Here is a 26,020-nt window from a genome sequence, read left to right as displayed (position 1 = left end):
TCCCGGTGCCGCTTCAGCCTGAGCTTATGGAAAGCCTTCAAGAGGCGGTGACCAAGGAGCGTCGCCTCATCCACCTCGAGGACGTAAAGGTTGGAGGGCGTATTCATGGAATCCATCGCTGACACTTCAGGTTTTGAGCCGTGACTGAACCTTCAATCGAGAAGATCATCGAGCTACTACAATTTTGCATCGTTGACGCTCGGGCAATGCAACTCAAAATGTTGGAGAGGATTTTGTCAATATCATTGCTTGAAGCCCACGAGCTCAGGGAAAAATGCGCGCCCAAATCGGGCAACAGCAACCACTAGCGCTCCTGCACCGACCCTTGCCACCCCTCCGGTCCCTGCAGCAGTGAGCCTCGATTGGCGGATCGCGGACAAACTGTTGATTTCAGAGCGGCTTTCGATGTGAAGGTCGGGCAGGAGAGCGCGAGCATCGTTGCCGAAACGCGCTCGCCGAACGTGGACGACAGCTCGGCAAAATCATGGCACCGCCGCCCGAGCTGCTCCCTGTTCAGCAAACTCGGTTTACAAAAAGGGACTCGTGGGTCGTCTTGCCCCGTCCGGAGTCCCGCAAAACGGAACTCCGCCGGCAACAAATACGCACGCACGACTTACGGACGCGAAGTTATTCGTCGTGAAAACGGACCGTCTCGGCAACCGCGGCGCGGCTGGTGCGGTAGGAGTTCGCCTTGTGACCGAGATCGGGATAACCGAACGAGATGCCGCAGACCACCTTGCGGTCGTCACCTAATCCGAAATGCTGCCGCACCACGTCGGAATGAAATGCCAGCGCCGCCTGCGGCACGGTGGCGATGCCGAGCGCCTGCGCCGCCAGCATGAAGCTCGTGACGTAGCCACCGCAGTCGATCGCGCCGTAGGTGCCGAGCGCCTCGTCGCTGTGGATGATCGCCACATGCGGCGCGCCAAAGAAGTTGTAGTTCTCCAGCGCCTGCCGGGCATAGCCGGCCTTGTCGCCGCGCGGGATGTCGAGCGCGTTGTAGAGCTGGAATCCACTCTCGCGCCGCCGGTCCAGATAGACGCCGGTGTATTCGCGCGGAAACGGGAAGTCGCCTGACGCCGGCTTGCCGCTGGAGGCCGCCGCATACATCACCTTCCGGAAAGCCTCAGTCGCCGGGCCCGACGTGATCTCGACCAGCCAGGGCTGGCTGTTGCACCATGACGCGGTTTTCTGCGCCGCCGCCAGGATGCGCTCGATGGTGGCGCGCGGCACGGGCTCCGCGCGGAAGCTGCGGCAGGAGAAGCGCGCGGCCATCAGCTCTTCGAGAATGGTGATGGGATCTTGCTCTGACTTTGGCGCCGCTGATGACATGACAACCTTCCGTACAGTTCGATCGGAGGCGCTCGCGTTGTGCTCGCCCTCCACACCCCGTCATTCCGGGGCGGCCGCCCCCGGAATCTCGACATTGTTCAGAATAAACCCAAGCCGACATCGAGATTCCGGGTTCAGGGCCTACGGCCTTGCCCCGGAATGACAGTCGTCGTGATGCCGTGGGATTAGCTCCGCCCCTTGGTCGGCACCTTGTTGAACGGCACGTCCTTGTCGACACGGATATCGCCGGGCAGGCCGAGCACGCGCTCGGCGATGATGTTGCGCAGGATCTCGTCGGTGCCGCCGGCGATGCGCATCGAGGGCGAGGTCAGCAGCATCTGCTGAAACTGGCCCTGCGTCACCGCCTCGTCCGCGCCGGTCAGCACGCCGGCGCCGCCTTCGAGATCCATCGCGTAGGTTGCGATATCCTGCAGCATGACGCCGGCGACCAGCTTGCCGATGGAATTCTCAGGTCCCGGCCGCTCGCCCTTGGACAGCGCCGAGATCGCGCGATAGCTCGTGTATTTCAGCCCGCTGGCCTTGACCGCCCACGACGCCAGTTTCGAGCGCGTGGCGCGATCGTCGATGGCGAGTCCGCTCTCGGTCATCAGATTGGCGCAGAACTCGAACATCTCCGGGAAGCCGGTGGCGAGCCGCGCGCCGATCGACATGCGCTCGTTCATCAAGGTGGTCAGCGACACGTTCCAGCCGTCGCCGACCGCGCCGAGCCGCTGGCTGTCCGGGATCACCACGTCGGTGAAATAGACCTCGTTGAACTCCTGCATCCCATTGGCCTGCTTGATCGGGCGGACCTCGACGCCCGGGCTCTTCATGTCCAGGAAGAACATCGTCAGGCCCTTGTGCTTGGGCACGTTGGGATCGGTGCGCGTGATCAGCAGGCCGTAATCCGAGTAGTGCGCGCCCGACGTCCAGATCTTCTGACCGTTGATGAGCCAGTCGTCGCCGCGCTTCTCGGCGCGGGTGCGCAGACCCGCGACGTCGGAGCCGCCCGCCGGCTCGGAGAACAGCTGGCACCAGATCTCCTCGCCGGAGGCGAGCTTGGGCAGATAGCGCCGCTTGTGCTCTTCGCTGCCATAGGCCATCACGGTCGGGCCGCACATGCCCTCGCCGATCTGGAACGGCTGCGTCAGCTTGCCGTACACGCCCTCCTCCTGCTGCCAGATCACGCGCTCGATCGGCGTCGCACCGCGGCCGCCATACTCCTTCGGCCAGTGCAGGCAGGCCCAACCGGCATCGGACTTCTTCTTCTGCCAGGCCTTGCCGACCTCGACGATGTCGGCATGCTTGAGCCGGATACGCCCGAGCGAGGAGCTCGCCAGCTCCTCCTCCAGCTCCTTCGGCGCGTTGGCCGCGACCCAGGCGCGCGCGGTGTCGCGAAAGGCGGCTTCCTGCGGGGTGTCGTCGAAGTTCATGGTCTAACCCTCACTCCCGATGCGTAGGGCGGGTTGGCCGAAGGCGTAACCCGCCACTTGATCAGCGTTGTACGAGCTGACGGCGGGTTACGCTGCGCTAACCCGCCCTACGACTGCACGTGTTAGTTTCGTCCCCGGGTCGGCACCTGATTGAACGGCACGTCCTTGTCGACACGGATGTCACCCGGCAACCCGAGCACGCGCTCGGCGATGATGTTGCGCATGATCTCGTCGGTGCCGCCTTCGACGCGGGTGCCGGGCGCGCGCAACAGCATCGCCTGGAATTTTCCGGCGAGCTCAGCCTCCGGGCCGCTCAGCACGCCGGCGGCACCCTGCAGGTCCAGCGCGTAAGCCGCGACGTCCTGGATCATCGGCCCCGCCACCAGCTTGCCGATCGAGTTCTCAGGTCCCGGCCGCTCGCCCTTCGACAGCGCCGAGATGGCACGGATGCTGGTGTATTTCAGTCCGCTCGCCTTCACCGCCCAGTTCGCCAGCTTTGAGCGAACGTTGCGGTCCTCGATCGCGGGCCGATCATCGAGCATGACGTTCGAGCAGAAGTCGAACAGCTCCGGGAAACCGGTGGAGACACCGGCGCCGATCGACATGCGCTCGTTCATCAGCGTTGTCAGCGCGACGTTCCAGCCGTCATTGACGGCGCCGAGCCGTTGCGAGTCCGGGATCACGACGTCGGTGAAATAGACCTCATTGAAATCGGAGTGACCGCTGGCCTGCTTGATCGGCCTGATCTCGACGCCCGGACTCTTCATGTCCAGGAAGAACATGGTGAGCCCCTTGTGTTTCGGCACCGTCGGATCGGTGCGCGTCAGCAGGATGCCGTAGTCGGAATAATGCGCGCCCGAGGTCCAGATCTTCTGGCCGTTGATCATCCAGTCGTCGCCACGCTTCTCGGCGCGGGTGCGCAGGCCGGCGACGTCGGAACCGCCGGCCGGCTCGGAGAACAGCTGGCACCAGACCTTCTCGCCCGAGGCCAGCGGCGGCAGATACTGCCGCTTATGCGCCTCGGAGGCGTAGGCCATCATGGTCGGGCCGCACATGCCGTGGCCGATGATGAACATGCCGGAGAGCTTGCCGTAGGGCCCCTCCTCCTGCTGCCAGATCACGCGCTCGATCGGCGAGGCGCCGCGGCCGCCATAGTCTTTCGGCCAATGCAGGCAGGCCCAGCCGGCCTCCGCCTTCTTCTTCTGCCAAGCCTTGGCGACGTCGAGAATGTCAGCGTTCTTCAGCGCGACGCGGCCGAGCGAGGTCGCGCGCAGCTCGTCCTCATACTGCTTGGGCGCATTGGCGGCGATCCAGACGCGGGCCTGGCTGCGAAATGCAGCCTCCTGCGGGGTGTCATCGAAGTTCATGGTCAAACCCTGCTTTCGTAGGGTGGGCAAAGGCGCAGCGCGCCGTGCCCACCGTTGCAATCACATGACGCGATGGTGGGCACGCTTCGCTTTGCCCACCCTACGAGTTCTCACCTTACCTCACGCCGCATTGCGCTTGCGCATGCGGTCGATCAGCTGGTCCTCCCAATAGGACAGACTGCCGAGACCGAGCGCGAGCGCGTTGGCGCGGCGGTAGTACATGTGGCAGTCGAACTCCCAGGTGAAACCCATGCCGCCATGGACCTGGATGTTGTTCTTGGCGCAGTGTTGAAAGGCTTGCGTCGCGCTGATGCGCGCTGAGGCCGCGGCCTCCGGCAGCTCAGGAGCGTTGGTCGAGAGCGCCCAGGCGCCGTAATAGGAATTCGAGCGCGCCAAGGTCGCGGACACGTACATGTCCGCGAGCATGTGCTTGACCGCCTGGAACGAGCCGATCGGCCGGCCGAAGGCGATGCGGTCGAGCGCGTAGTCGCGGCCCATCTCCAACGCGCGGTCGGAGCCGCCGACCTGCTCGAAGGCGGTGAGCACCGCGGCGCGATCGAGCACCTGGGTGATGATGCTCCAGCCCTCGCCGGCGGCGCCGAGCGGCTCCGCCCTGCAGTTCTTGAAGGTGAGCTCGGCCTGGCCGCGGGTCGGATCGAGATTGGTCAGCGCCTTCGCTTCGACACCGCCCGCCCTGGTGTCGACCAGGAACAGCGAGATGTCGCTGTCGCGGCCGGTCGAGCCGGTACGCGCGGCAACGATGATGAGATCGGCGATGGCGCCGTCGGCGACCGGCTTCTTGGTGCCGTTGAGCACGCCGTTGGCGGCCTCACACTTGATCGCTTTCGGCGACGGATTACCGGTGCCCTCGAACAGCGCCAGCGTGCCGATTGCCTCGCCGCTCGCTATTTTCGGCAGCCAGGTCTGCTTCTGCGCATCGCTGCCAGCCAGCATCAGCGCTTCGGCGGCGAGATAGACCGTGGACGAGAACGGCACCGGCGCCAGCGCGCGGCCGACCTCCTCGGCGATCACGCAGAGCTCGAGATGGCCGGCGCCCGCGCCGCCATATTCTTCCGGAATGGCCACGCCGAGGAAGCCCATCTCGGCAAAGCCCTTCCACAGCGCGCGGTCGTATGGCTCCTTGCCGTCGAGCACGACACGCACCGCCTTGGGCGGACACTTCTCGGCGAGGAACTTCCGCGCCTGGTCCCGCAGCTGCTTCTGGTCGTCGGAGAAATCGAAGTTCATGGCCTCACCTGCTTCCTGATCGTCATTCCGGGGCGATGCGCAGCATCGAACCCGGAATCTCGATCTGATTTATCTCTGGATTCCGGGTTCACTCGCTGCGCGAGTGCCCCGGAATGACGGTTTCAAAATGCGTCATCACAGCACGATCACGTCGCTGTCGGGCTCGGCCGCGTAGAGCCGCTCGACCAGCGCGGCGCGGCGTTCGAGACCGGCGCGCTGGTTGATGTAGCCCTTGTCGGTCAGCTCATGGCCATCGATCGAGGGCGGCTCGACCATCAACATGGCGCGGCCGATGCGCCGGCTGGTCGCGCCCTCGCACTCTTTATTATGGGCTTCGAGACCACGGCGGACGCAGTCGATGACGGCAGGATGCTTCACCACATCCTCGAACGTCGCATTGGGATCACCGACCAACTGGCGGCAGGCGTGCAGATTGGGCCAGGCCAGGAGACCGACATATTCGCGGTCCTGCCCCGTCACCAGCGCATCGTGGATCGCCGGCGTTGCGGCTGCGATCGCATCGGTGCGAAGCGAGCCGACATGGACGAAGGTGCCTGTCGTGAGCTTGAAATCTTCGACCACGCGGCCGGCGAAGATGATTCCTTGCGCCGGGTCATTGGGATCGACGAACACGCCGGCATCGCCGATGCAGTAGAACCCTTCCTCGTCGAACGCCTTCTTCGTCAGCTCGGGCTGGCCGAAATAGCCGGGCATCACGTTGATGCCGCGCAGGCGCAGCTCGTACTTGTCGCCGGTCGGCACCATCTTCAGCTCGACGCCGGGGAACGGCAGGCCGATGAGCCCGACCCGCTCCGTGTTCCAATAGGTGCCGGTCGAGGTCGGCGCCGTCTCGGTCGAGCCCCAGCCGGTGTAGAACACGATGCGCTCGCCGGTGGTCTTGACCGCCAGCGCCTGCATGCGCTCGTACAGATCGTCCGGCAGCCGCGCGCCGCCATAGGCCATGATGCCCAGATCCTTGAAGAAGGAGCGGCACAGCGCGTCGTCCTTTTCCATCGCCGCCGCGAGCGCCGCATAGCCGGCGGGGACGTTGGCGTAATAGGTCGGCGAGACCTCGCGCAGGTTCCGGATGGTTTCGTCGAACATGCCGGGCATCGGCCGGCCGTCATCGATGTAGAGCGTGCCGCCCTCGATCAAGAGCGGATTGAACAGCGCGTTGCCGCCCATGGTGTGATTCCACGGCATCCAGTCGAGCACGGTAGAGACCGGCGCATCAGGCCCGCGGGGCCGCGTCTGCATCATCATCGCCGCATTGGCGCACATCATGCGCTGGGTGTTGATGACCGCCTTGGGCATGCCGGTCGAGCCGGAGGTGAACAAGAGCTTGCCGACGGTATCCGGCGTGATCTGCGCGATCGAGGCATCGACCTCGCCGGTGACCGGCGTCGCGGCGAGATCGGCGAAGCTGACGCTGGGGATGCCCTCGCACGGACGCGTGACATGAATGACGGTGACGCCGTCGAGATCGAGCGCCTTCAACGCCTTCTCGAAGGTCGGGCCGTCCTGCACCATGACAACGCCCGGCTTCACCAGCCCGAACAGATATTTGAGCTTGAGATGATCATGGCTCATCAACGAATAGGCCGGCGACACCGGAGCGGCCGGCGAACGGGCCTGCATCGCGGCCATGGTGATGAGCGCATGCTCGATTGAATTGCCGGAGAGGATCGCGACCGGGCGGCCGTCGAGTTTCAGATTGAGCAGGCCCTGCGTCAGCCCGTCGACGGTCCGTTTCGCCTCGGCATAGGACAGCTTGCGCCACCGACGATCGGGGCCGCCACGTTGCGCGAGCCAGGTCCGCGTCGGCGTCTCCTTGGCCCAGCGGGCGAGCGGCGCCGCCAAATGCGGCTCATAGGCCTGCAGCGGAATGCGCGACTTGATGACGATGACGCCGTCACCGCGCCTGATGACATCGATGTCGCGCGCCAGCCAGTTGACCTTGCGGAATGCCGGCTTCTCCAGCACCTTCGCTGCCGTCCCGTCCATTTTGCGTCTCCCGAAATATCGTCCTTTGCGGATCTTGATATCTACCGGTTGGTATAGACCGGCTTTCGCTTCTCAAGAAAGGCTTGAATACCTTCCTTGAAATCTTCGGAGCGGCTGCACAGCACCTGGTTGCGATCCTCCATGGCGATGACGGCCTCGATCGACGACGCATCGACGCTCATGTTGAGGCATTCCTTCGAGAGTCGAAGTCCGACCGGCGAGGCCGTCATCATCGCATCGACGAAGGGCGCGGCCGCGCTGTCGAGCATGTCGTCCTCGACGATCTCCGACACCAGCCCGACCATCAGCGCGCGCTCGGCGCCGATGAAGCGGCCGGTGAGAATGAGCTCAGACGCGACGGAGACGCCGACGAGGCGCGGCAGGAAGTAGCTGGTGCCGATGTCGCAGCCCCCTAAGCCAAGCTTGATGAAGGCGCAGTTCATCCGCGCCGAGCGCGACGCGATGCGGATGTCGGCCGCGAGCGCCAGGGCGAAGCCGCCGCCGGCGGCTGCGCCCTGCACCAGCGCAATGATCGGCTGCGGACAACGCCGCATCAGCATCACGATATCGGCGATGCGCCGCTGCGAATCCAACGACTCGGTGACGCCAGGGGGCTCATTGACACCGCCGCGACGCTGCATCGCGGCTTTCAGATCGAGCCCGGCGCAGAAGTTCTTGCCGGCGCCCTTCAGCACGACGACCCGCGTGGTGCGATTGCGCTGCAGGCTTTCGAAATAGGCATTGAGCGCGTCGATCAGCGCCGGATCGAGCGCGTTGAGGCTGTCCGGACGATTGAGCGTCACCCGGTCGACACCATTGTCGTGCTCGATCAGCAGCGGTTGGGACATGACGCGCGCTCCACCCTTAGTAACATCCCGGCGAACGCCGGGATCCATAGCCACCGGCTTGTGTTGTACCTACGGCGTCTGTCAGATTGCCTGTTTCAGACGCCGCGGCGTATGGGTCCCGGCGCAAGGCCGGGACGACAGCGGAGCTTGCCGCTAGCGCGGCGCCATGCGGATGGCACCGTCGAGGCGGATGGTCTCGCCGTTCAGCATCGGATTCTCGACGATGTGGACGGCGAGGTTACCGTACTCGGAGGCGTCGCCGAGCCGGGCCGGATGTGGCACCTGGGCGCCCAGGCTCTTGCGCGCCTCTTCGTTCAGTCCCATCAGCAGCGGCGTCAGGAACAGGCCGGGCGCGATGGTGTTGACGCGGATCTTCTGGCTGGCGAGATCGCGCGCCGCCGGCAACGTCAGACCGACGACACCGCCCTTCGAGGCCGAATACGCGATCTGTCCGATCTGGCCCTCGAACGCGGCAACGCTGGCCGTGTTGATGATGACGCCACGCTCCTCGCCGATCGGCTCGGCGGTGACGAGGCGCTCGGCGAACAGCCGCAGCACGTTGAAGGTGCCGATCAGGTTGACGTTGATGATGCGGGCGAACTTCGCGAGCGGATAGACGCCGTCCTTGCCGACGATGCGCTGCGAGCCGCCGATGCCGGCGCAGTTGACCAGCACGCGGGCGACGCCATGCGCCGCTTCCGCCTTGGCGATGCCGGCCTTGACCTGCTCCTCGTCGGTGACGTCGGCATGAATGGCGACGCCCTTCAACTCGGCGGCAACCTTCTCCGCATTCTCCTTGCTCTGGTCGAGCACGGCGATCTTGGCGCCCTTGGCAGCCATGGCGCGCGCCGTGGCGGCGCCCAGGCCCGAGCCACCGCCGGTGATGAGAACGGCAACGTTGTTCAACTGCATAATACGCTTCCTCCTTGGACGTTTTTTGTTTGCGAATAGCGAATGGGGAGTAGCGAATAGGGCGAACCTCTATTCGCTACTCCCTATTCGCCATTCGCCCTCTTCAACATTCCGCCGCAGATCAGCGCCTCCATGTGGGCGATGTACTGACGGCAGACATCATCGGTGACCGGGCCGACGCCGATCGCGCGCGACATCGCGTGGCGGCCGAAGAACAGATGATCGCAGGCGCCGATCAGGCTGGTATAGAACAGCACCGGATCCACGGCGCGGAACTCGCCCTTGGCGACGCCCTCCTCGATCAGCCGGCGATGGAAATCCAACAGCGGCGCGACGAAGAACTTCGACACTTCATCCGCGGCTTCGGCGCTGCTCTCGTGCAGCAGATAGTGGATCAGCCGGTTCATGTAGGGAAACCGGTGATAGGCGCGGATGATGCCGCTGATGTGCAGCTTGAGCTTGGCCGTCGGCGCAAGCGGCTGCGCCAGCAGATAATCGAGATTGGCGACCTCGGTCGCAGCATCGCGGGCGAGCAGCGCCAACAGCAGCCCGTCCTTGTTGCCGAAATGATATTTGACCAGGGCGGCGTTGGCGCCGGACTTCTGGGCGATGTCGCTGAGCGAAATTTCGATCGAGGACCTCTGAATCATCAGCTCGCTCGCTGCGTCCAGCAGCTTCTCCGCGGTGGCATTCCGTCCCGCGGGAAGCTTTTCCGGCACGCTGTTCTGGAGCTGAGGTCCCAAGACGCATCTCGCAATTGATCGCGGCAGATAAGCCGAAGCCGGAGTTGATCTCAAGAGTTAATTGATCGATTGACTAACCGACATTGGAGCATTTAAATCGCGCGCAATCACGAACACCAAGTCTAGGGAGGACACGTCATGGCGGAAGCCTACATCGTCGCGGCCGCACGCACGGCCGGCGGCCGCAAGGGTGGCCGTCTGGCCGGCTGGCATCCGGCCGATCTCGCTGCGAAGGTGCTGGATACGCTGGTCGATCGCTCCGGCGCCGCGCCGGACCAGGTCGAGGACGTGATCATGGGCTGCGTCATGCAGACCGGCGAGCAATCGAACAACATCGCGCGCAATGCGGTGATGGCCTCGAAGCTGCCGGAGAGCGTGCCGGGCACCTCGATCGACCGGCAGTGCGGCTCGTCGCAGCAGGCGCTGCACTTCGCTGCGCAGGCGGTGATGTCCGGCGCGATGGATGTCGTGATCGCCGCCGGCGTGGAGTCGATGACCCGGGTGCCGATGGGCCTGTCATCGACCCTGCCGGCGAAGAACGGCTTCGGGCACTACAAGAGCCCTGGCATCGAGAGCCGCTATCCGAACATCCAGTTCAGCCAGTTCACCGGCGCGGAAATGATGGCGGAGAAGTACGGTCTCTCCAAGGATGAGCTCGACGAATACGCCTATAACAGCCATCAGCGCGCGATTGCCGCCACGCAAGCAGGGCACTTCAAGGACGAGATCATCCCGCTCCAGATCACCCGTACCGACGGCTCGACCGACACCCACCACATCGACGAGGGCATCCGCTTCGACGTCAGCCTCGACGGCATCAGAAACGTCAAGCTGATCGCCGAGAACGGCAGGCTGACGGCGGCCACGGCCAGCCAGATCTGCGACGGCGCGTCCGGCGTCATGGTCGTCAACGAGCGCGGCCTGAAGTCGCTCGGCGTCAAGCCGCTGGCCCGCGTCCACCACATGACCATGATGGGCGGCGACCCCGTGATCATGCTGGAGGCGCCGCTGCCGGCGACGCAGCGCGCGCTGCAGAAGGCGGGCATGTCGATCGACGACATCGATCTTTACGAGGTCAACGAGGCCTTCGCATCGGTGCCGACCGCGTGGCTGAAGGCAACCCGCGCCGATCCTGACAGGCTCAACGTCAATGGCGGCGCCATCGCGCTCGGCCATCCGCTCGGCGGCTCCGGCACCAAGCTGATGACCACGCTGCTGCATGCGCTGAAGGCCCGCAACAAGCGCTATGGGTTGCAGACGATGTGCGAAGGCGGCGGCATGGCGAACGTGACGATCGTGGAGCGGCTGTAGTCCTCGCTACAGCAATGGTGTCGTCCCGGCCTTGCGCCGGGCCCCATACTCCCACGTGTTCGTGGTCGAGCTGAGCTGGAGCTCCAGCTCGCTTCCCAATTTCATTCGGTGGTTATGGGTCTCCGCTTTCGCGGGGACGACAGCCATCCTGATCAAGCGGTGTGCCCTCATGACCCACCCCTCCATCCACGCCCGAAGCCATCCCGACAAGATCGCCTATCAGATGGCCGGCAGCGGCAAGGCCATCACCTATCGCGAGCTCGACGAGCTCTCCAATCAGGGCGCGCAGCTTTTTCGTGCGCTGGGCCTGAAAGCCGGCGACCATATCGCCTTCCTGATGGAGAACCGGCTGGCCTTCATGGAGATCGCCTGGGCCGCGCAGCGTTCCGGTCTCTACTATACCGCGATCAGCCGCTATCTCACCAAGGACGAGATCGCCTACATCATCAAGGATTGCGGCGCCAAGGTCTTCATCACCTCGCCGAAATGCGCCGAGCAGGTCCGCGATCTCGTGAGCGGCACGGACGGCCCGCTGTTCTTCATGGTCGACGAGCCCGAGCCCGGCTTCCGCTCCTGGGACAAGGAGGCTGGTGCCCAGCCGACGACGCCGATTGCCGACCAGGTCGCCGGCTATGACATGCTGTACTCGTCGGGCACGACGGGACGGCCGAAGGGCATCAAGAAGGACTTCGAAGGCAATCCGATCGATCAGCCGAACCAGTTCCTGCGCGTGCTCTGCGCCGACATGTGCGGCATGAACGCCGACAGCATCTACCTGTCGCCGGCACCGCTCTATCACGCTGCGCCGCTGCGCTTCAACATGATGGTATCCGTGCTCGGCGGCACCTCGATCATCATGGAGCATTTCGACGCCGAGGAGTTCCTGAAGCTCGTCGAGACATACAAGGTCACGCAGTCACAGCTTGTGCCGACCATGTTCGTGCGCATGCTCAAGCTGCCGGAGGACGTCCGCAAGCGCTACGACGTCTCGACCTTGAAGGGTGCGATCCACGCCGCAGCGCCCTGCCCGGTCGACGTCAAGGCCAGGATGATCGAATGGTGGGGTCCGATCCTGATTGAATATTATGCCGGCTCCGAAGGCAACGGCGTCACCGTCTGCACCTCGAAGCAGTGGCTGGAGCACCGCGGCAGCGTCGGCCGTGCCGTCGTCGGCAAGATCAAGATCCTCGGCGAGGACGACCAGGAGCTGCCCATCGGGGAGATCGGCTCGGTCTACTTTGCCGACGCACCTGTGTTCTCCTATCACAACGATCCGGAGAAGACGAAGCGCGCCTATAATGACAAGGGCTGGTCGACCCTCGGCGATGTCGGCTATCTCGATGCCGACGGCTTCCTCTATCTCACCGACCGCAAGTCCTACATGATCATCTCCGGCGGCGTGAACATCTACCCGCAGGAGACCGAGGACGTCCTCATCACCCACCCGGAGGTGGCCGACGTCGCGGTGTTCGGCGTTCCCAACGAGGAGATGGGCGAGGAGGTCAAGGCGGTGGTGCAGCCGCACGACATGGCGCGCGCCGGCAAGGCGCTCGAAGAGCAATTGATCCTGTTCTGCCGCCAGCATCTGTCGCCGATCAAGTGCCCGCGCTCGATCGACTTCGAGCCGGAACTGCCGCGCACGCCGACCGGCAAGCTGGTCAAGCGCCACCTGCGCGAGCGCTACTGGCCGAAGAAGGGCGCGGCATAGCTCCAATAACGGTAGCTGTCGTCCCGGCCTTGCGCCGGGAACCATAGCCACCGCAGCCGATGATGCGAAGGGTATAAGCTCCAGCTTGGCGCCACATGAGCGCCTGTGGTTATGGATCCCTGGATCCCGGCTCGCGCTCGCTTCGCTCGCTTGGCCGGGACGACGCGAGGAGAGTGCACGCCATGTCCCAGTCCCTTCCCCCGCTTCCCCTCCCATCCACGATCCGCTCGCGCTTCGTCGACGGCATCAACGGCCTGCGCATGCACGTGCTGGAAGCCGGCTTCGAGACGCCCGGCCGCCCCTGTATGCTGCTGCTACACGGCTTTCCCGAGCTGGCCTATAGCTGGCGCAAGGTGATGCCGGCGTTGGCCGCCGCCGGATATCACGTGCTGGCGCCGGACCAGCGCGGCTATGGCCGCACCACGGGGTGGAGCGCCGACTATGACGACGATCTCGCGCCGTTTCGATTCACCAATCTGGTGCGTGATGCGCTTGGCGTGGTCTATGCATTCGGCCATCGCCATGTCGCTTCTGTCATCGGCCACGACTTCGGCAGCCCCGTCGCGGCGTGGTGCGCGGTGATCCGCCCCGATGTCTTTCGATCGGTCGTGATGATGAGCGCACCGTTCCCGGGGCCACCGGCAGCACCGTTCGACATCGCCGGTCATCCGCTCGCGCCGCAGGAGGATCCCGTGCATCGCGAACTGGCCGCGCTGCCGCGGCCGCGCAAGCACTATCAATGGTACTACGCGACGCGGCAGGCCAATACGGACATGCATCGGGCGCCGCAGGGACTGCATGACTTCCTGCGCGCCTATTACCATCACAAGAGCGCGGACTGGGCGGGCAACGCCCCTTACCCGCTGCAGGCGTGGAGCGCGAGCGAGCTCGCGAAGCTACCGACCTACTACGTAATGGACCTCGGCAAGACGATGGCCGGGACCGTCGCCGAGGAGATGCCAGATGCGGCGGCGATCGCGGCGAATCGCTGGCTGCCGGACCATGAACTCGCTGTCTACACCGCCGAATATGAACGAAACGGCTTCCAGGGCGGACTGCAGTGGTACCGCTGCGGCACGTCCGGCCTATTCGACGCTGAATTGCAGACGTGGTCGGATCTCACCATCGACGTTCCGTCTGCATTCATCTCGGGCCTGCAAGACTGGGGCATCTACCAACGGCCCGGCGTGTTTGAGGCGATGCAATCCCGAGTGTGCACCAACATGATGCTGTGCGAGCTGATCGATCGCGCCGGTCATTGGGTGCAGCAGGAGCAACATGAACGAGTCAATGAGCTCCTGTTAACGTTCCTGAACAGACTGACAGCCTGATTTCGGACGCCGTTTCGAACTATCAGGCGAATCGAGGAACGAACATTCGGGGTTGACGTTTCTGCATCCGGGCGATGCGCATCAGGAGATGATTTATGGATAAGAAGATCGCAGGCTTGTTGGGCGCGGTCGCCGCTGTCGGCGCGCTCGGCACGGCGCAGGCGTCGGCGGCTCCCGCCCCGACCGATGTCCTGAAGGCCAATTCCTACGCCGACCTGCTCGAGCCGATTCCGAACGCCGCCAAGGTGCTTCAAGCACTCGACGAGCAGGGACCGCCGACGGCCGAGCCGAAGGTTCAGCTCGCGCAATGGTACCATCACCACCATCATCATCACCATCACCACCATGGCTACTGGCGCGGCTATGGCTATGGCTACGGCTATGGTCCGCGCGTCTACGTGGTGCCGCCGCGGCGCTGGTATCACCACCATCACCATCATCACCACCATCACTGGTACTACGATCGCTACTGATCGCATCGCGATGATGGTTTGACGGGGCGCCGGCCGCGAGGTCGGCGCCTCTTTCATGTCAGCAGAGCGTCCTCACGATTTGCGCGCCTTCTCCTTCGCGGCGCGATGCAGGTGGCGGTAGGTGCCGTCGAACACCGTATCGGTGCTCGACACCCATTCGGTGTCCTTGGCGAGCACCGGCCGGCTGGCATGGATCCGGCGTGACTGCAGCTCGCGTTCCGCCGCTTCGTCGGGGCTCATCGGCTCGACGGTGAAGTTCGCCTCCTCGGGAATCACGATCACCTGCGCGAACGGCTCGCCGGGGCGGAAGACGTGGGTCCGGCCCTCGGCAGGCGCCTTGAACACACAAAAGAACAGCATCGGCCAGAAACTGCGCACCAGCGCCGGCACCGCGATCGGGCAGGTGTCGGTGCGGTCGGTGTAGAATCGCGGATGCGGCTCGGTCCGGATCGCAAAGCCGTTGGGCACCTTGAGATCGAGCAGGATCTGGTAGGTGTAGAAGGCATCGCCGAAATTGCGGAATGGCGGCCATTGCAGGCTCGGGCTCGGCGGCTCGCCCCAGTCGCCGGACAGCTCCAGCTTGCCGTCGCGCGTGGTGACCTGCAGCTCGAAGTCGTAGGGATAAAACAGCTCGATGCCATATTGCGCACCTTCCGAGAATGGTACGCAATGCCAGACCTGCTCATGCGAGCCATTCGCGCGTGGCTGGCGTTCGCCCGCCCAGCCCGGGATGTCCATCCGGGTGCGGCGCGGCGCCAACCCTGGATCGTTGAGCCGATATTTGACGCTATCCATTGGAACTCCTTAGGTGGCTGAGCGGAACGCGAACGACGGACTATCCTCGCAGTTCCATGACTGGAGCTTGAATGCGACGTCACGAAAGGGTTTCGCGACCAATCAGCGGCCGGAGTTTGACCGCGGTGCGGCAAATCCATATAGACTTTAGAAACGTTCTAAACACTCGAATGTTGAGAGCGAGAGATCCGGGGACCTTGGAATGAAGAACTTCGCCGACCTCACCGAGCGCGAGATCCTGGCAATCGCGATCTCGGCCGAAGAGGAAGACGGCCGCATCTATATGAGCTTCGCGGAGGATCTGGCGGAACGTTATCCGGATTCGGCCAAGCTGTTCGAGCAGATGGCCGAGGAGGAGAAGGGCCACCGCCACATGCTGCTCGAGCTCTATGAGGAGCGCTTCGGCAAGAACCTGCCGCCGATCCGGCGCGAGAACGTCAAGGGCTTCATGCAGCGCCGGCCGATCTGGCTGACCAAGAACCTGTCGCTCGACGCCATCCGCCGCGAGGTCGGCACGATGGAGTTCGAGGCCGAGCGCTTCTACGCCAAGGCCGCCGAGCAGGCCAAGGACGTCGGCGTGCGCCGGCTGCTCGGCGATCTCGCCGAGGCCGAGAAGGGCCACGAGAAGGTCGCGGCGAAACTGACCGACAAGATCCTCAGCCCGGACGTCCGGCACAAGGAGGACGAGACGCGGCGGCGCGTGTTCGTGCTGCAATATGTCCAGCCCGGTCTCGCCGGCCTGATGGACGGCTCGGTCTCGACGCTGGCGCCGCTGTTCGCCGCCGCCTTCGCCACACATCAGAACTTCCAGACCTTCCTGGTCGGTCTCGCCGCCTCGATCGGTGCCGGCATCAGCATGGGCTTTGCCGAGGCGCTGTCCGACGACGGCTCGCTGACGGGCCGCGGCTCGCCGTGGCTGCGCGGCGCCGTGTGCGGCGCGATGACCACGCTCGGCGGATTGGGGCACACGATGCCCTATCTCGTCCCGGACTCCTGGACCAACGCGTTCTGGATTGCGACCGCGATCGCCAGTCTCGTCGTATTCTTCGAGCTGTGGGCGATCGCCTACATCCGCGCGCGCTACATGGACACGCCGTTCCTGCAGGCGGTGTTCCAGATCGTGCTCGGCGGCATCATCGTGCTCGGCGTCGGAATTCTCATAGGAGCGGCCTAGCATCCGCACCCCGGCGTCTTGCGAAACGTCCAGCCGCGAGGCTGATGGCGCCAGACCGATCACAACGGAAAACTCGTTATGACGCCACGCTTGCATTACGGCACGCCCGCGAAGATCCTGCACTGGCTGGCGGTGGCGCTGCTCGCCATCCAGTATCCGATCGGCTGGCTGATGCCGGACCTGCACGCGAACACACCCCCCGGCGCGCCGATGATCCTGCACATCTCGTTCGGTCTCACCATCCTCGCGCTGATCCTGGTGCGCTTCTTCTGGCGGCTCACCCACCCCGTCGCACCGGAGAGCTCACTGCCGCCCTGGCAGCGGCTGAGCTCGGAGGTCGTGCACTGGATGCTCTATGTGATGGTGCTGGCGAGCACCATCACCGGCTGGCTGTTCGCCTCGTTCCGCGGCTGGAGCGTGTCGTTCTTCTTCCTGCTTCCGGTGCCTATGCTGGCCGCGCGCAACCCGGCCGGTAACCGCGCCATCGACGGGCTGCACCAGGCATCCGAATGGCTGCTGCTGATCCTGATCGTCGTTCACGTCGCCGCCGCGATCGCGCACGTCTTCATCTATCGCGACCGCGTCATGCAGCGGATGCTGCCGGGCTAGAGGATAGTCCGCAATTTTGGTCAAGCGATCGCCATCCGCATCGGTTAAGACTCCCGGCAAACATCGCACCGGGAGGATCGACCTTGGCCGCACCGCAATGGACGTTCGCAACCGCCGTCGACACGGCGAAGGCATTGGCAGATCGTCAGATCTCGTCGGTGGAGCTGACCAAGCTCGCCATCGACCGCATCGAACGTCATGACTCCGAGATCAACGCCGTCTGCGTGCGCGATTTCGAGCGCGCGCTCGCTGCCGCTGACGTCGCCGACGCGGCGCTGGCGCGCGGCGAACGGCGGCCCCTGCTCGGCCTTCCGCTCACGGTGAAGGAATCCTACAACGTCGCCGGCCTGCCGACGACCTGGGGTTTTCCGCAGCATAGGGATTTCATCGCGGCCGAGGATGCGCTGACGGTGACGCGCGTGAAGGATGCCGGCGGCATCGTGCTCGGCAAGACCAACGTGCCGCTCGGGCTCGGCGACTGGCAGAGCTACAACGACATCTACGGCACCACCAACAATCCCTACGATCTCGGCCGCACGCCAGGCGGTTCGTCCGGCGGATCGGCCGCGGCACTGGCGGCCGGCTACGGCTCGCTGTCGCTCGGCTCCGATATCGGCGGCTCGCTCCGGGTCCCCGCGTTTCATTGCGGCGTCACCGCGCACAAGCCGACCTACGGCCTCGCGGCCTCGCGCGGCCACACGCCACCGCCGTTTCAGCCGCTGCCGGGCGAGGCGGACCTCGCCGTCGTCGGCCCGATGGCCCGCTCGGCCGCTGATCTGTCGCTGCTGCTCGATGTGATCGCGGGCCCCGACCCGCTCGAAGCCGGCAAGGCGTTTCGCCTCGACCTGCCTCCGCCGCGTCACGGTCGCCTGCAGGATTTCCGCGTGCTGGTGGTCGCGAGCGATCCGCTGCTGCCGACCAACAGCGCCGTGCGCGGCGCGATCGAGCGGCTGGCGGCCGACCTCGCGCGGGCCGGCGTCAGCGTCACGACGGAGAGCCCGCTGCTGCCGGACTTCGCCGCATCGAGCCGGCTCTACATGCGCATGCTGCTCGGCTTCATCGGCGCCACCATGCCGGCGGAGGTCCACGCCGGCGCCAGCCACGCGGCCGCGCAATTGCCGAAGGAGGCAGCGAGCCTCGCGGCCGAGCGGCTGCGCGGCATCGCGCTCAGCCATCGCGACTGGGTGCAGGCCGGCGGGGCGCGGGCGCGGCTGCGCGCGCAATGGCGAACGCTGTTCGAGCATTTCGATGCCGTGATTTGCCCGATCATGCCGACGCCGGCCTATCCGCACGACCATTCGCCCGACCAGGAGCAGCGCCGCATCAGCATCGACGGCGTCGAGCACTGCTACACCGATCAGCTCGCCTGGCCGGGCATCGCCACCTTGCCCGGACTGCCCGCCACCGCGATTCCGCTTGGGCTTGCCGACGGCCTGCCGGTCGGGGTGCAGATCGTCGGCCCGTTCTTCGAGGATCGCACGCCGCTCAAGCTCGCCGAGCTGATCGAGCGCGAGTTCGGCGGCTTCGTCCCGCCGCCGCTGTTTGCGGACTAGTTCGCGATCGGGCTTCTTCAACAACGCCTAGCCAAATTCCGCCGTCGTCCTACATCGTCATGGCCAGGCCGGCCATCCATCTTCCAGAGAGGCTGGATGCCCGGGTCAAGCCCGGGCATGACGGGTAACTAATAGGCAGACCCGCCGAACCTCATCACCTGCCTCACACCCGACCACCCACCTCACGCGTCGAACATGATCACGCTGCGCAGCGTCTTGCCGGCTTTCATGTTGGCAAAGCCCTCGTTGATCTCGGACAGCTTCAGCTTGGCGGAGATCCAGTCCTCCAGATGCAGCTTGCCGCGCAGATAGAACTCAACGAGACGGGGCATGTCGACGCGGAAGTGGTTCGAGCCCATCGACGAGCCCTGGATGCGGCGCTCGCGCAGGAAGTCGAAGCCGTGCAGCTCGATCTTCTGGCCGAACGGGATCATGCCGACGATGGTCGCGGTGCCGCCAGGCGCCAGCATCGCGAAAGCCTGCTCGGCGGTCTCCTTGCGCCCGAGCACCTCGAAGGCGTGATGCACGCCGCCCTTGGTGAGCTCGCGCACCTGCGCCACGACGTCGCCCTCAGCGGGATTGATGATGTCAGTCGCACCCAGTTTCGTCGCAAGCTGCAGCTTGGCCGGATTGGTGTCGATGGCGATGATACGGCCCGCGCCCGCGATCTCGGCGCCGTTGATCGCAGCCATGCCGACGCCGCCGCAGCCGATCACGGCCACGGTCTCGCCGGCCTGCACCCGCGCCGTGTTGACGACGGCGCCATAGCCGGTGATGACGCCGCAGCCGATCAGCGCCGCGAGGTCGAGCGGCATGTCCGGGCGGATCTTCACGATCGCATTCTCGTGCACCAGCATCTGCTCGGCGAAGGACGAGAGGTTGAGAAACTGGTGCAGCTTCTCACTTCGTCCCCATGACAGCCGGTTGGAGGCGCCGGGCGGCATCTTCACCGTCGTATCGGTGCACAGCACCGGGCGGCCCGTCGTGCAGTTGTCGCAGGTGCCGCAGAACACGGACAAACACGTGACGACATGATCGCCCGGCTTCACATAGGTTACGTCGGCGCCGACCTGCTCGACGATCCCAGCCGATTCATGGCCGAGCACGGCGGGCAGCGGATGCGGATACAGGCCTTCGATGAAGTGCAGGTCGGAATGGCAGAGACCGGCCACCGCCGTGCGGATGAGCACTTCCCGCGGCCCCGGCTTGGGCACACTGATGTCCTCGATCACCAGCGGCTTGTTGACCTCCATCAGCACGGCGGCTTTCATTGGCGTTCTCCCGATCTTGTTTGTTGTTGGTCGCGGCAAGCCTACGCCGCTGACAGCAGTTCGCCAACCTCCTCCATATCAGCGGTACGTTCGCCGAGCAGCAGTGTCGCGATGGCATCATCCATCCTATTTTCCGCGAGCCGGAACGGATCGGACGGCGTCAGCCGGTGCGCGACGATGAGCTTCGCCAGCAACAGCCTGCGCGCGTCACCGCGCATCGCGTGGATGCGCGCGCTTTCCCAGGTCGTCGAGACGGCGCTCGCCACGTGATACAGCAGGCTGGTGGCGCGGCGCGCTTCGGACTCATTGTCGGCGCGTCCCGCGACCTCGCGCGCAAAGCCCACGGCACGATCCACGAGTCGATGCAGCTGATCGCGCCAGGCCTGCGGCACGGCGGCGCTGTCGTCGAGCCGCGCATGCAGGTCGGCTGCCAGCGCGGCCTCCGCACCGTGCCGGCCCACGGCGCGCTTCAGCGCATCGAGCGCGACGATGTTGCCGGTGCCCTCCCAGATCGAGCCGAGATGGGCGTCGCGCAGCAGCCGCGCGGTGACGAACTCCTCGACATAGCCGATGCCGCCGCGCATCTCCAAGGCATCGCCGCAGACCTTGCGCGCGTCGCGCGTGGCACGGAACTTCAATGTCGGCGTCAGGATGCGCAGCAGCGCCGCGGCCTCCTGGCTGCCGGCCTCGGCACGGTCGAGCGCGTCGGCGGTGAGGAAGCTCATCGACAGCGCCTGCTCGGTCGCGAGCAGGATCTTCAGCAGTTGCCGCCGCCCGAGCGGCAGGTCGACGATGCGTTTTCCGAACACCACGCGGTTGCGCGCGACCGTGATCGCGTCGTGCCAAGCCCGCCGCATCAGCGCAGTCGACTTGACGCCGTTGGAGAGACGCGACGAGTTGACCATCTCGGCCATCTGCACGAAGCCGCGATCGAGCCGCCCGACCGCATAGGCGATCGCGCCCTCCAGCTTGATCTCGCCCGAGGCCATCGAGCGGGTGCCGAGCTTGTCCTTGAGGCGCACGATCCGATAGTGGTTCTGGCTGCCGTCATCGAGGAAGCGCGGCATCAAGAACAGGCCGACGCCGCGCGTTCCCGCTTCGGCATCTTGCGGCCGCGCCAGCAGCATCACCACTTTCGCATCGGCATTGGAGCAGAACCATTTCTCGCCATGCAGGCGCCAATGGTCGCCCTCCGGGACGGCGACCGTCGTCAAAGTGCCGACATCGGAGCCGCCCTCCTTCTCGGTCATGAACTGGCCACCCTGGGTCAGCTTTCTCATGTCGGTCTGCGTCAGGCCATCGAGGTACTTGGCCTTGAGCCCGTCGCTGCCGAAGCTCGCCAGCAGCTTGGCGCAGCCATCGGTGACATTGATCGGACAGCCCAGACCGAACTCCGCCTGGTTGAACAGGAAGGTGAAGGCGTGCTTTGCCGCGACGGGATATTTGCTCGGCCAGCCGAGAATGCCCTTGCGGATCGACATCGCATGAATGCCGAACTCGCTAAAGGCGGCGCGCTCCAGCTCGCGATACGCGGGATGATACTCGACCCACTGCACGTCGCGGCCGAAGCGGTCGCGCTGGTGCAGCACGGGGCCATGACGGTCAGCCAAGCGGGCGCATTCGTCGAGATAGGAGCCGGCGAGCTCGCCGAGACGGTCGAGATGCGGCACGAGGTGCCGAAACAGCGTCTCGGGCAGATGGATGCGCAGGAGATCGGTGAGCGCCGGATCCGCGCGATAGAAGTTCAGCCCCGTGGTATCGGGCGCCAGCAACTCCGGCCTCGCGCCGCCGGTCATCACGTCATCGCGTTTCAGGAACTGATGCATGATCGTTAAGCCCTCGTTCGTTTCCGCAAGTCTCTGATGGACTCTTCGACAGGTTGCGCCTGATGGGATACACAACAAGCAGCGGCGTGCGCCGAACCGGGAGCAGATCCATGACCAATCAGCCGACGGAGGTTTATCGCATCTTCGGGGCGGAGATGTCGCCCTATTCGGTCAAGGTGCGATCGTATCTGCGTTACAAGGGCATTCCGCATCAATGGATATTGCGCAATGCGGAAAGCGAGGCGGAGTTCGCGCGGCACGCCAAGCTGCCGATCATTCCGCTGGTGGTCGGCCCCGGCGAGGTGCCGATGCAGGATTCGACGCCGATCATCGACGCGCTGGAGCTCGACTTTCCGCAACCCACGATTCATCCCGGCGACGCGCTGACGAGCTTCATCTCGGCCTTGATCGAGGAGTTCGGCGACGAGTGGGGCAACAAGTGGATGTTCCATTATCGCTGGGCCCGTGATCTCGATCAGCGCGCCTCGGCCGGACGCATCGCCCGCATCCGCGCCCCCAGGGCGGACGAGGCCGAGTGCGGCGAAGTGGCGGATAAAGTCCGCGCCCGCATGGTCGAGCGGCTCTGGTATGTCGGCTCGAACGAGATCAACGCGCCGCAGATCGAGCAGGGCTTTGCCGAAATGCTCGACCTGCTCGAACGACATCTCTCGGTCAGGCCGTATCTGTTCGGCCACCGTCCGGCCTACGGCGATTTCGGACTGTGGGGCCAGCTCTACGAGCTGTGGACCGATCCGACCGCCGGCGCCCTGATCGAAGGCCGCGCGCCGCATGTGCTGGCCTGGATCCACCGCATGCTATGGCCGCGCGCCGAAGGCGAGTTCGAGCTGTGGCCGGAACTGTCACTGACCTTGATGCCGATCCTGACCCGCCAAGTCGGCGCGCTGTTCATGCCGTGGACGCTCGCCAACGAGCAGGCACTGGCGGGACAGCGCGACGTCTTCAGCGTGCAGCTGGGTGACTTCACGTGGACACAGAAGCCGCAGAAATATCATGCGCGCTCGTTGGCCATGCTCCGCGGCAAATACGCGTTCCTGCACGATCGAAGCCGACTCGACGTCGTGCTGGAGGAGATTGGTTGCCTCGCCGGATTGCAGCCGCGCCCCACCTGAGGGCGCGTGGCAAAAATGTGGGGACGAGCCGTAGGAAGTCGGCCGCCGGTGCATTAGCTTGATTCCTGCGGACGCTTTGGCCCAAGGACCTGCCCATGGATATCCCAGCCTACAAGATCGCCCTCATCGTCGGTGCCGGCGAAGGGCTCTCGGCCTCGCTGGCGCGGCTGTTCGCGCGCGAGAAGATCCGCGTGGCGCTGGCTGCGCGCAAGATCGAGAAGCTCGGCGCGCTCTGCAACGAGACCGGCGCCCGCGCCTACCCCTGCGATGCGACCAATCCGGAGGAGGTCGAGCGGCTGTTCGGCATCGTCGAGCGCGAGATCGGCGCGCCTGATCTCGTGGTCTACAATGCCAGCGCGCGGGCGCGCGGAGCGCTCACCGATCTCGTGCCGGCCGACGTGCAGCAGTCGATTGCCGTCAGCGCCTTCGGCGGCTTCTTGGTGGCGCAGCAGGCGGCACAGCGCATGCTGCCGAACAAGCACGGCGCCATCCTGTTCACCGGCGCCTCCGCCAGCGTGAAGGGCTACGCCCAGTCGGCGCCGTTCGCGATGGGCAAGTTCGCGCTGCGCGGCCTCGCCCAGAGCATGGCGCGCGAACTGTCGCCGCAGGGCATCCACGTCGCGCACTTCGTCATCGACGGCGGGATCAGGAGTGCGGCAAGGCAGGAGCCCGCCGAGCGCCCGGACTCGATGCTCGACCCGGACGCCATCGCTGCCAGCTATTGGAGCGTGCTTCAGCAGCCGCGCAGCGCCTGGAGCTGGGAGATCGAGCTCAGGCCGTGGGTGGAGATGTTTTGAGGCGCGGCGTAGTCATTCGATTGCCGATGCTCGCCTCACAACGACTGTCATCGCCCGGCTTGACCGGGCGATCCAGTACGCGCAGCTCGCGGAGAGGAACGTGGACAGACCGCAGCGCATGGGATACTCCGCCTGCGCGTGGCATGACGGACGTCATATCATGAATGTGCTATGATGCGCGGCTCACGGTCCACTACCCTCAGGCCGCCGCTTGGCGATTCCGTAGACCGGTGCCTCAGCTCCTTCTCGAATCGCACCAAGGTCCAGTCATCGGGATACTGGCGAAGATCGAAGCCGGACTTCCTGGCGAGCGCAATCATCACGTCGTTGGTACGCAGCGCATCGCCCGATAGCGTGACGCCGCCGAGCGCAACCGCGCGGCGCTCGAGATTCGCGATCAGCGCCGGGCCGATGCCGTGGCCCTGCCAGCGGTCCTGCACCGACAGGCCGAACTCGACGCGGCCGGTATCGCGGTCGAGCGCGTAGCGCGCTTCGGCCACGATGCTCTCGACGCCGTCGTGATCCATCACGCCGATCAGGCTGTAACGGTCGTTGCGGCCGAGCGCGACGAAATCGTCGAGCACAGCCGGAGGCAGTTCGCTCAGCGCGCCGAGGAAACGCTTGTGACGCGAGCGCGGGCTCAAGGAGCGCACATAGGTCTGCAGCGCCTCGGCATCAGCCGATGTCACGAAGCGCAGCCGCACCTCGTCGCCACGCCGGGTGTGAATGGCGTTGGACGCGGCGGCGAAATCGGCAACGGCGGACGTCGGCATGACGGACTCCGGCGGAGATCAAATTGCCGGCGCCCTCCTTTGCGGAGCGGCGCCGGCGCGACGGGACGAGTGAGGGGCTCAACCCCGCCAGAACGGCTTGTCGATCTCGGCGGCGATATCGCTACGGGACAGGCCGAGGTCGTGCAGGTCGCGCTCCGACCATTGCGCCAGCTCGTGCCGTGTGCGGTAGCGGAGGCGCCAGGCGGCGAGTAGCTCGGCCACCCCCGACCAGAAGCCGGGAGTATGATGTTTCGTCATTGACGAGGAGACGTAGAAAGACATGAAAGCCTCCTGTATTGCACTGAACCTGCACTATCGGAGGCTTGCCTTTCATCTACAAACGACATTTACTACCGCTTCGGATGATATAACGTCATGCAAACGGGAGACCCTGAGTGACCCGGCTGCCGTCGCTGAATGGATTGCGGGCGTTCGAGGCCGCGGCGCGGCATCTGAGCTTCACCCGCGCGGCCTCCGAACTGAACGTGACGCAGACCGCGATCAGCCATCAGATCAAGCGCTTGGAGGATGAGCTCGGGCTGCGCCTTTTCGTCCGCCAGAACCGTAGCTTGGCGTTGACGCCGCAGGCCCGCGACTATCTCCCGCTGGTGCGGGCGGCGTTCGACGATCTCCGGCTGGCGACCGAGCGGCTGGTGCGCAAGGACAACGCCAAGGTGCTGACGGTCTCCACCATCGCCTCGCTGGCCGCCAAATGGCTGCTGCCGCGGCTGACGGCATTCCAGGAAGCCCATCCCGGCATCGACGTGCGGATCACGACCTCGACCACCCTGGTCGACTTCCGCAAGGACGACGTCGACGCTGCGATCCGCTATGGCCGCGGCCACTGGCCGGGCGTCCGGGCCGAATGGCTGATGGCCGACGAGCTGTTTCCGGTGTGCAGTCCGGCGCTGCTGCAGGGCGACAAGCCGCTACGCTGTCCGGAGGACCTCGCGCATCACACGCTGCTGCAGGCCAGCGGCGGCTATGACGACGACTGGCGGCTCTGGCTGACCGCGGCGGGTCTGCCGGTGGAGATGTCGAGGCAGGGCCGGCTGAGCTTCGACCTGTCGCTGATGACCGTCCAGGCTGCGATCGACGGGCTCGGCGTCGCGATCGGCCGCACAGCCTACGTCCAGGACGACATCGCCAAGGGCCGGCTGGTGGTGCCGTTCAAGATGGCGCTGCCGAGCGACGCCGGGTTCTATCTGGTGACCCCGGAGGGACGAACCGATCCGCCGAAGCTGAAGGCGTTCCGGCAATGGCTGAAGGATGCAACGCAGCAGAAGTCGGCCGCCGGCAATTCTGTTCAGGCCTAGGGCGCCTTGAGCGCAAAGCTATTGGCCGCCATGGCTTGGTGTGGCAGATTGTCGCACCTTTCCCTT

General features: G+C 65.1%; 23 protein-coding genes. 10 read left to right on the top strand and 13 right to left on the bottom strand.

The features are described from left to right. Positions 1 to 627 precede the first annotated feature (627 nt). The 8 genes from QX039_RS24145 to QX039_RS24110 all read right to left on the bottom strand — a co-directional run bounded on the left by QX039_RS24145 (position 628) and on the right by QX039_RS24110 (position 9,887). Positions 628 to 1,275: a nitroreductase gene (locus QX039_RS24145; RefSeq protein WP_315772681.1), complete on the bottom strand. Its 648-nt coding sequence runs from the start codon at positions 1,273 to 1,275 to the stop codon at positions 628 to 630. A gap of 242 nt (positions 1,276 to 1,517) precedes the next feature. Beyond that, positions 1,518 to 2,765, bottom strand: a complete 1,248-nt coding sequence (locus tag QX039_RS24140) for an acyl-CoA dehydrogenase (RefSeq protein WP_315734770.1) — start codon at positions 2,763 to 2,765, stop codon at positions 1,518 to 1,520. 122 nt (positions 2,766 to 2,887) lie between these two features. Continuing rightward, positions 2,888 to 4,132: an acyl-CoA dehydrogenase gene (locus QX039_RS24135; RefSeq protein ID WP_315734772.1), complete on the bottom strand. Its 1,245-nt coding sequence runs from the start codon at positions 4,130 to 4,132 to the stop codon at positions 2,888 to 2,890. 120 nt (positions 4,133 to 4,252) lie between these two features. Continuing rightward, positions 4,253 to 5,380, bottom strand: a complete 1,128-nt coding sequence (locus QX039_RS24130) for an acyl-CoA dehydrogenase family protein (RefSeq protein ID WP_315734774.1) — start codon at positions 5,378 to 5,380, stop codon at positions 4,253 to 4,255. Positions 5,381 to 5,515: 135 nt separating this feature from the next. Then, positions 5,516 to 7,384 (bottom strand): AMP-binding protein, encoded by a 1,869-nt coding sequence (locus QX039_RS24125; RefSeq protein WP_315734776.1) that lies wholly within the window; start codon positions 7,382 to 7,384, stop codon positions 5,516 to 5,518. A gap of 41 nt (positions 7,385 to 7,425) precedes the next feature. Further along, entirely contained in the window at positions 7,426 to 8,232 is an 807-nt protein-coding gene (locus QX039_RS24120) for an enoyl-CoA hydratase/isomerase family protein (RefSeq protein WP_315734778.1), read from the bottom strand. 153 nt (positions 8,233 to 8,385) lie between these two features. Continuing rightward, positions 8,386 to 9,144, bottom strand: a complete 759-nt coding sequence (locus QX039_RS24115; RefSeq protein ID WP_315734780.1) for an SDR family NAD(P)-dependent oxidoreductase — start codon at positions 9,142 to 9,144, stop codon at positions 8,386 to 8,388. An 83-nt stretch (positions 9,145 to 9,227) separates the two neighbouring features. After that, positions 9,228 to 9,887 carry a TetR family transcriptional regulator gene (locus QX039_RS24110; RefSeq protein ID WP_315734782.1) on the bottom strand — a complete coding sequence of 220 codons (660 nt, stop codon included), beginning with the start codon at positions 9,885 to 9,887 and terminating at the stop codon, positions 9,228 to 9,230. 138 nt (positions 9,888 to 10,025) lie between these two features. Here QX039_RS24110 and QX039_RS24105 point away from each other — a divergent pair, with 138 nt between their 5' ends. From QX039_RS24105 to QX039_RS24090, 4 genes are all read left to right on the top strand, one after another. Continuing rightward, the gene (locus QX039_RS24105; RefSeq protein ID WP_315734784.1) at positions 10,026 to 11,198 is read left to right on the top strand and encodes an acetyl-CoA C-acetyltransferase; all 1,173 of its coding nucleotides are present in this window, start codon (positions 10,026 to 10,028) and stop codon (positions 11,196 to 11,198) included. A 169-nt stretch (positions 11,199 to 11,367) separates the two neighbouring features. After that, positions 11,368 to 12,906 (top strand): acyl-CoA synthetase, encoded by a 1,539-nt coding sequence (locus QX039_RS24100; protein WP_315734786.1) that lies wholly within the window; start codon positions 11,368 to 11,370, stop codon positions 12,904 to 12,906. A 260-nt stretch (positions 12,907 to 13,166) separates the two neighbouring features. Next, entirely contained in the window at positions 13,167 to 14,237 is a 1,071-nt protein-coding gene (locus QX039_RS24095) for an alpha/beta hydrolase (protein WP_315735695.1), read from the top strand. Between the two features lie 95 nt (positions 14,238 to 14,332). Next, positions 14,333 to 14,710: a hypothetical protein gene (locus tag QX039_RS24090; protein WP_315734788.1), complete on the top strand. Its 378-nt coding sequence runs from the start codon at positions 14,333 to 14,335 to the stop codon at positions 14,708 to 14,710. Positions 14,711 to 14,782: 72 nt separating this feature from the next. Here the strand turns inward: QX039_RS24090 and QX039_RS24085 are convergent, their stop codons facing one another. After that, entirely contained in the window at positions 14,783 to 15,505 is a 723-nt protein-coding gene (locus tag QX039_RS24085) for a hypothetical protein (protein ID WP_315734790.1), read from the bottom strand. A gap of 202 nt (positions 15,506 to 15,707) precedes the next feature. On the opposite strand from QX039_RS24085, the gene mbfA reads away from it, so the two are divergent. The 3 genes from mbfA to QX039_RS24070 all read left to right on the top strand — a co-directional run bounded on the left by mbfA (position 15,708) and on the right by QX039_RS24070 (position 18,841). Next, positions 15,708 to 16,679: an iron exporter MbfA gene (gene mbfA / locus QX039_RS24080; RefSeq protein ID WP_315713729.1), complete on the top strand. Its 972-nt coding sequence runs from the start codon at positions 15,708 to 15,710 to the stop codon at positions 16,677 to 16,679. A gap of 78 nt (positions 16,680 to 16,757) precedes the next feature. Continuing rightward, positions 16,758 to 17,288, top strand: a complete 531-nt coding sequence (locus QX039_RS24075) for a cytochrome b (protein ID WP_315734792.1) — start codon at positions 16,758 to 16,760, stop codon at positions 17,286 to 17,288. An 83-nt stretch (positions 17,289 to 17,371) separates the two neighbouring features. Continuing rightward, positions 17,372 to 18,841 carry an amidase gene (locus QX039_RS24070; protein WP_315734794.1) on the top strand — a complete coding sequence of 490 codons (1,470 nt, stop codon included), beginning with the start codon at positions 17,372 to 17,374 and terminating at the stop codon, positions 18,839 to 18,841. 182 nt (positions 18,842 to 19,023) lie between these two features. Here QX039_RS24070 and QX039_RS24065 read toward each other — a convergent pair whose 3' ends face one another. Then, on the bottom strand, positions 19,024 to 20,112 hold the full coding sequence (locus QX039_RS24065; RefSeq protein WP_315734796.1) for a Zn-dependent alcohol dehydrogenase: 1,089 nt from the start codon (positions 20,110 to 20,112) through the stop codon (positions 19,024 to 19,026). Between the two features lie 41 nt (positions 20,113 to 20,153). Continuing rightward, positions 20,154 to 21,938 (bottom strand): acyl-CoA dehydrogenase family protein, encoded by a 1,785-nt coding sequence (locus QX039_RS24060; RefSeq protein ID WP_315734798.1) that lies wholly within the window; start codon positions 21,936 to 21,938, stop codon positions 20,154 to 20,156. A 110-nt stretch (positions 21,939 to 22,048) separates the two neighbouring features. On the opposite strand from QX039_RS24060, the gene QX039_RS24055 reads away from it, so the two are divergent. After that, complete coding sequence (locus tag QX039_RS24055; RefSeq protein ID WP_315734800.1) at positions 22,049 to 23,068, top strand: glutathione S-transferase family protein; 1,020 nt, start codon at positions 22,049 to 22,051, stop codon at positions 23,066 to 23,068. A gap of 95 nt (positions 23,069 to 23,163) precedes the next feature. Then, positions 23,164 to 23,865, top strand: coding sequence for an SDR family NAD(P)-dependent oxidoreductase (locus QX039_RS24050; RefSeq protein WP_315734802.1), 702 nt, complete (start codon positions 23,164 to 23,166; stop codon positions 23,863 to 23,865). 158 nt (positions 23,866 to 24,023) lie between these two features. Here QX039_RS24050 and QX039_RS24045 read toward each other — a convergent pair whose 3' ends face one another. Further along, entirely contained in the window at positions 24,024 to 24,638 is a 615-nt protein-coding gene (locus QX039_RS24045) for a GNAT family N-acetyltransferase (protein ID WP_315734804.1), read from the bottom strand. A 78-nt stretch (positions 24,639 to 24,716) separates the two neighbouring features. Beyond that, the gene (locus QX039_RS24040) at positions 24,717 to 24,920 is read right to left on the bottom strand and encodes a DUF1127 domain-containing protein (protein WP_315734806.1); all 204 of its coding nucleotides are present in this window, start codon (positions 24,918 to 24,920) and stop codon (positions 24,717 to 24,719) included. A gap of 113 nt (positions 24,921 to 25,033) precedes the next feature. Here QX039_RS24040 and QX039_RS24035 point away from each other — a divergent pair, with 113 nt between their 5' ends. After that, positions 25,034 to 25,954 (top strand): transcriptional regulator GcvA, encoded by a 921-nt coding sequence (locus QX039_RS24035; RefSeq protein WP_315734808.1) that lies wholly within the window; start codon positions 25,034 to 25,036, stop codon positions 25,952 to 25,954. Positions 25,955 to 26,020: the final 66 nt, after the last annotated feature.

It is taken from the genome of Bradyrhizobium sp. SZCCHNR1043, from assembly GCF_032489675.1.
In the GTDB taxonomy this organism is placed as follows: domain Bacteria; phylum Pseudomonadota; class Alphaproteobacteria; order Rhizobiales; family Xanthobacteraceae; genus Bradyrhizobium.
This window is presented reverse-complemented; position numbering and strand designations above follow the sequence as displayed.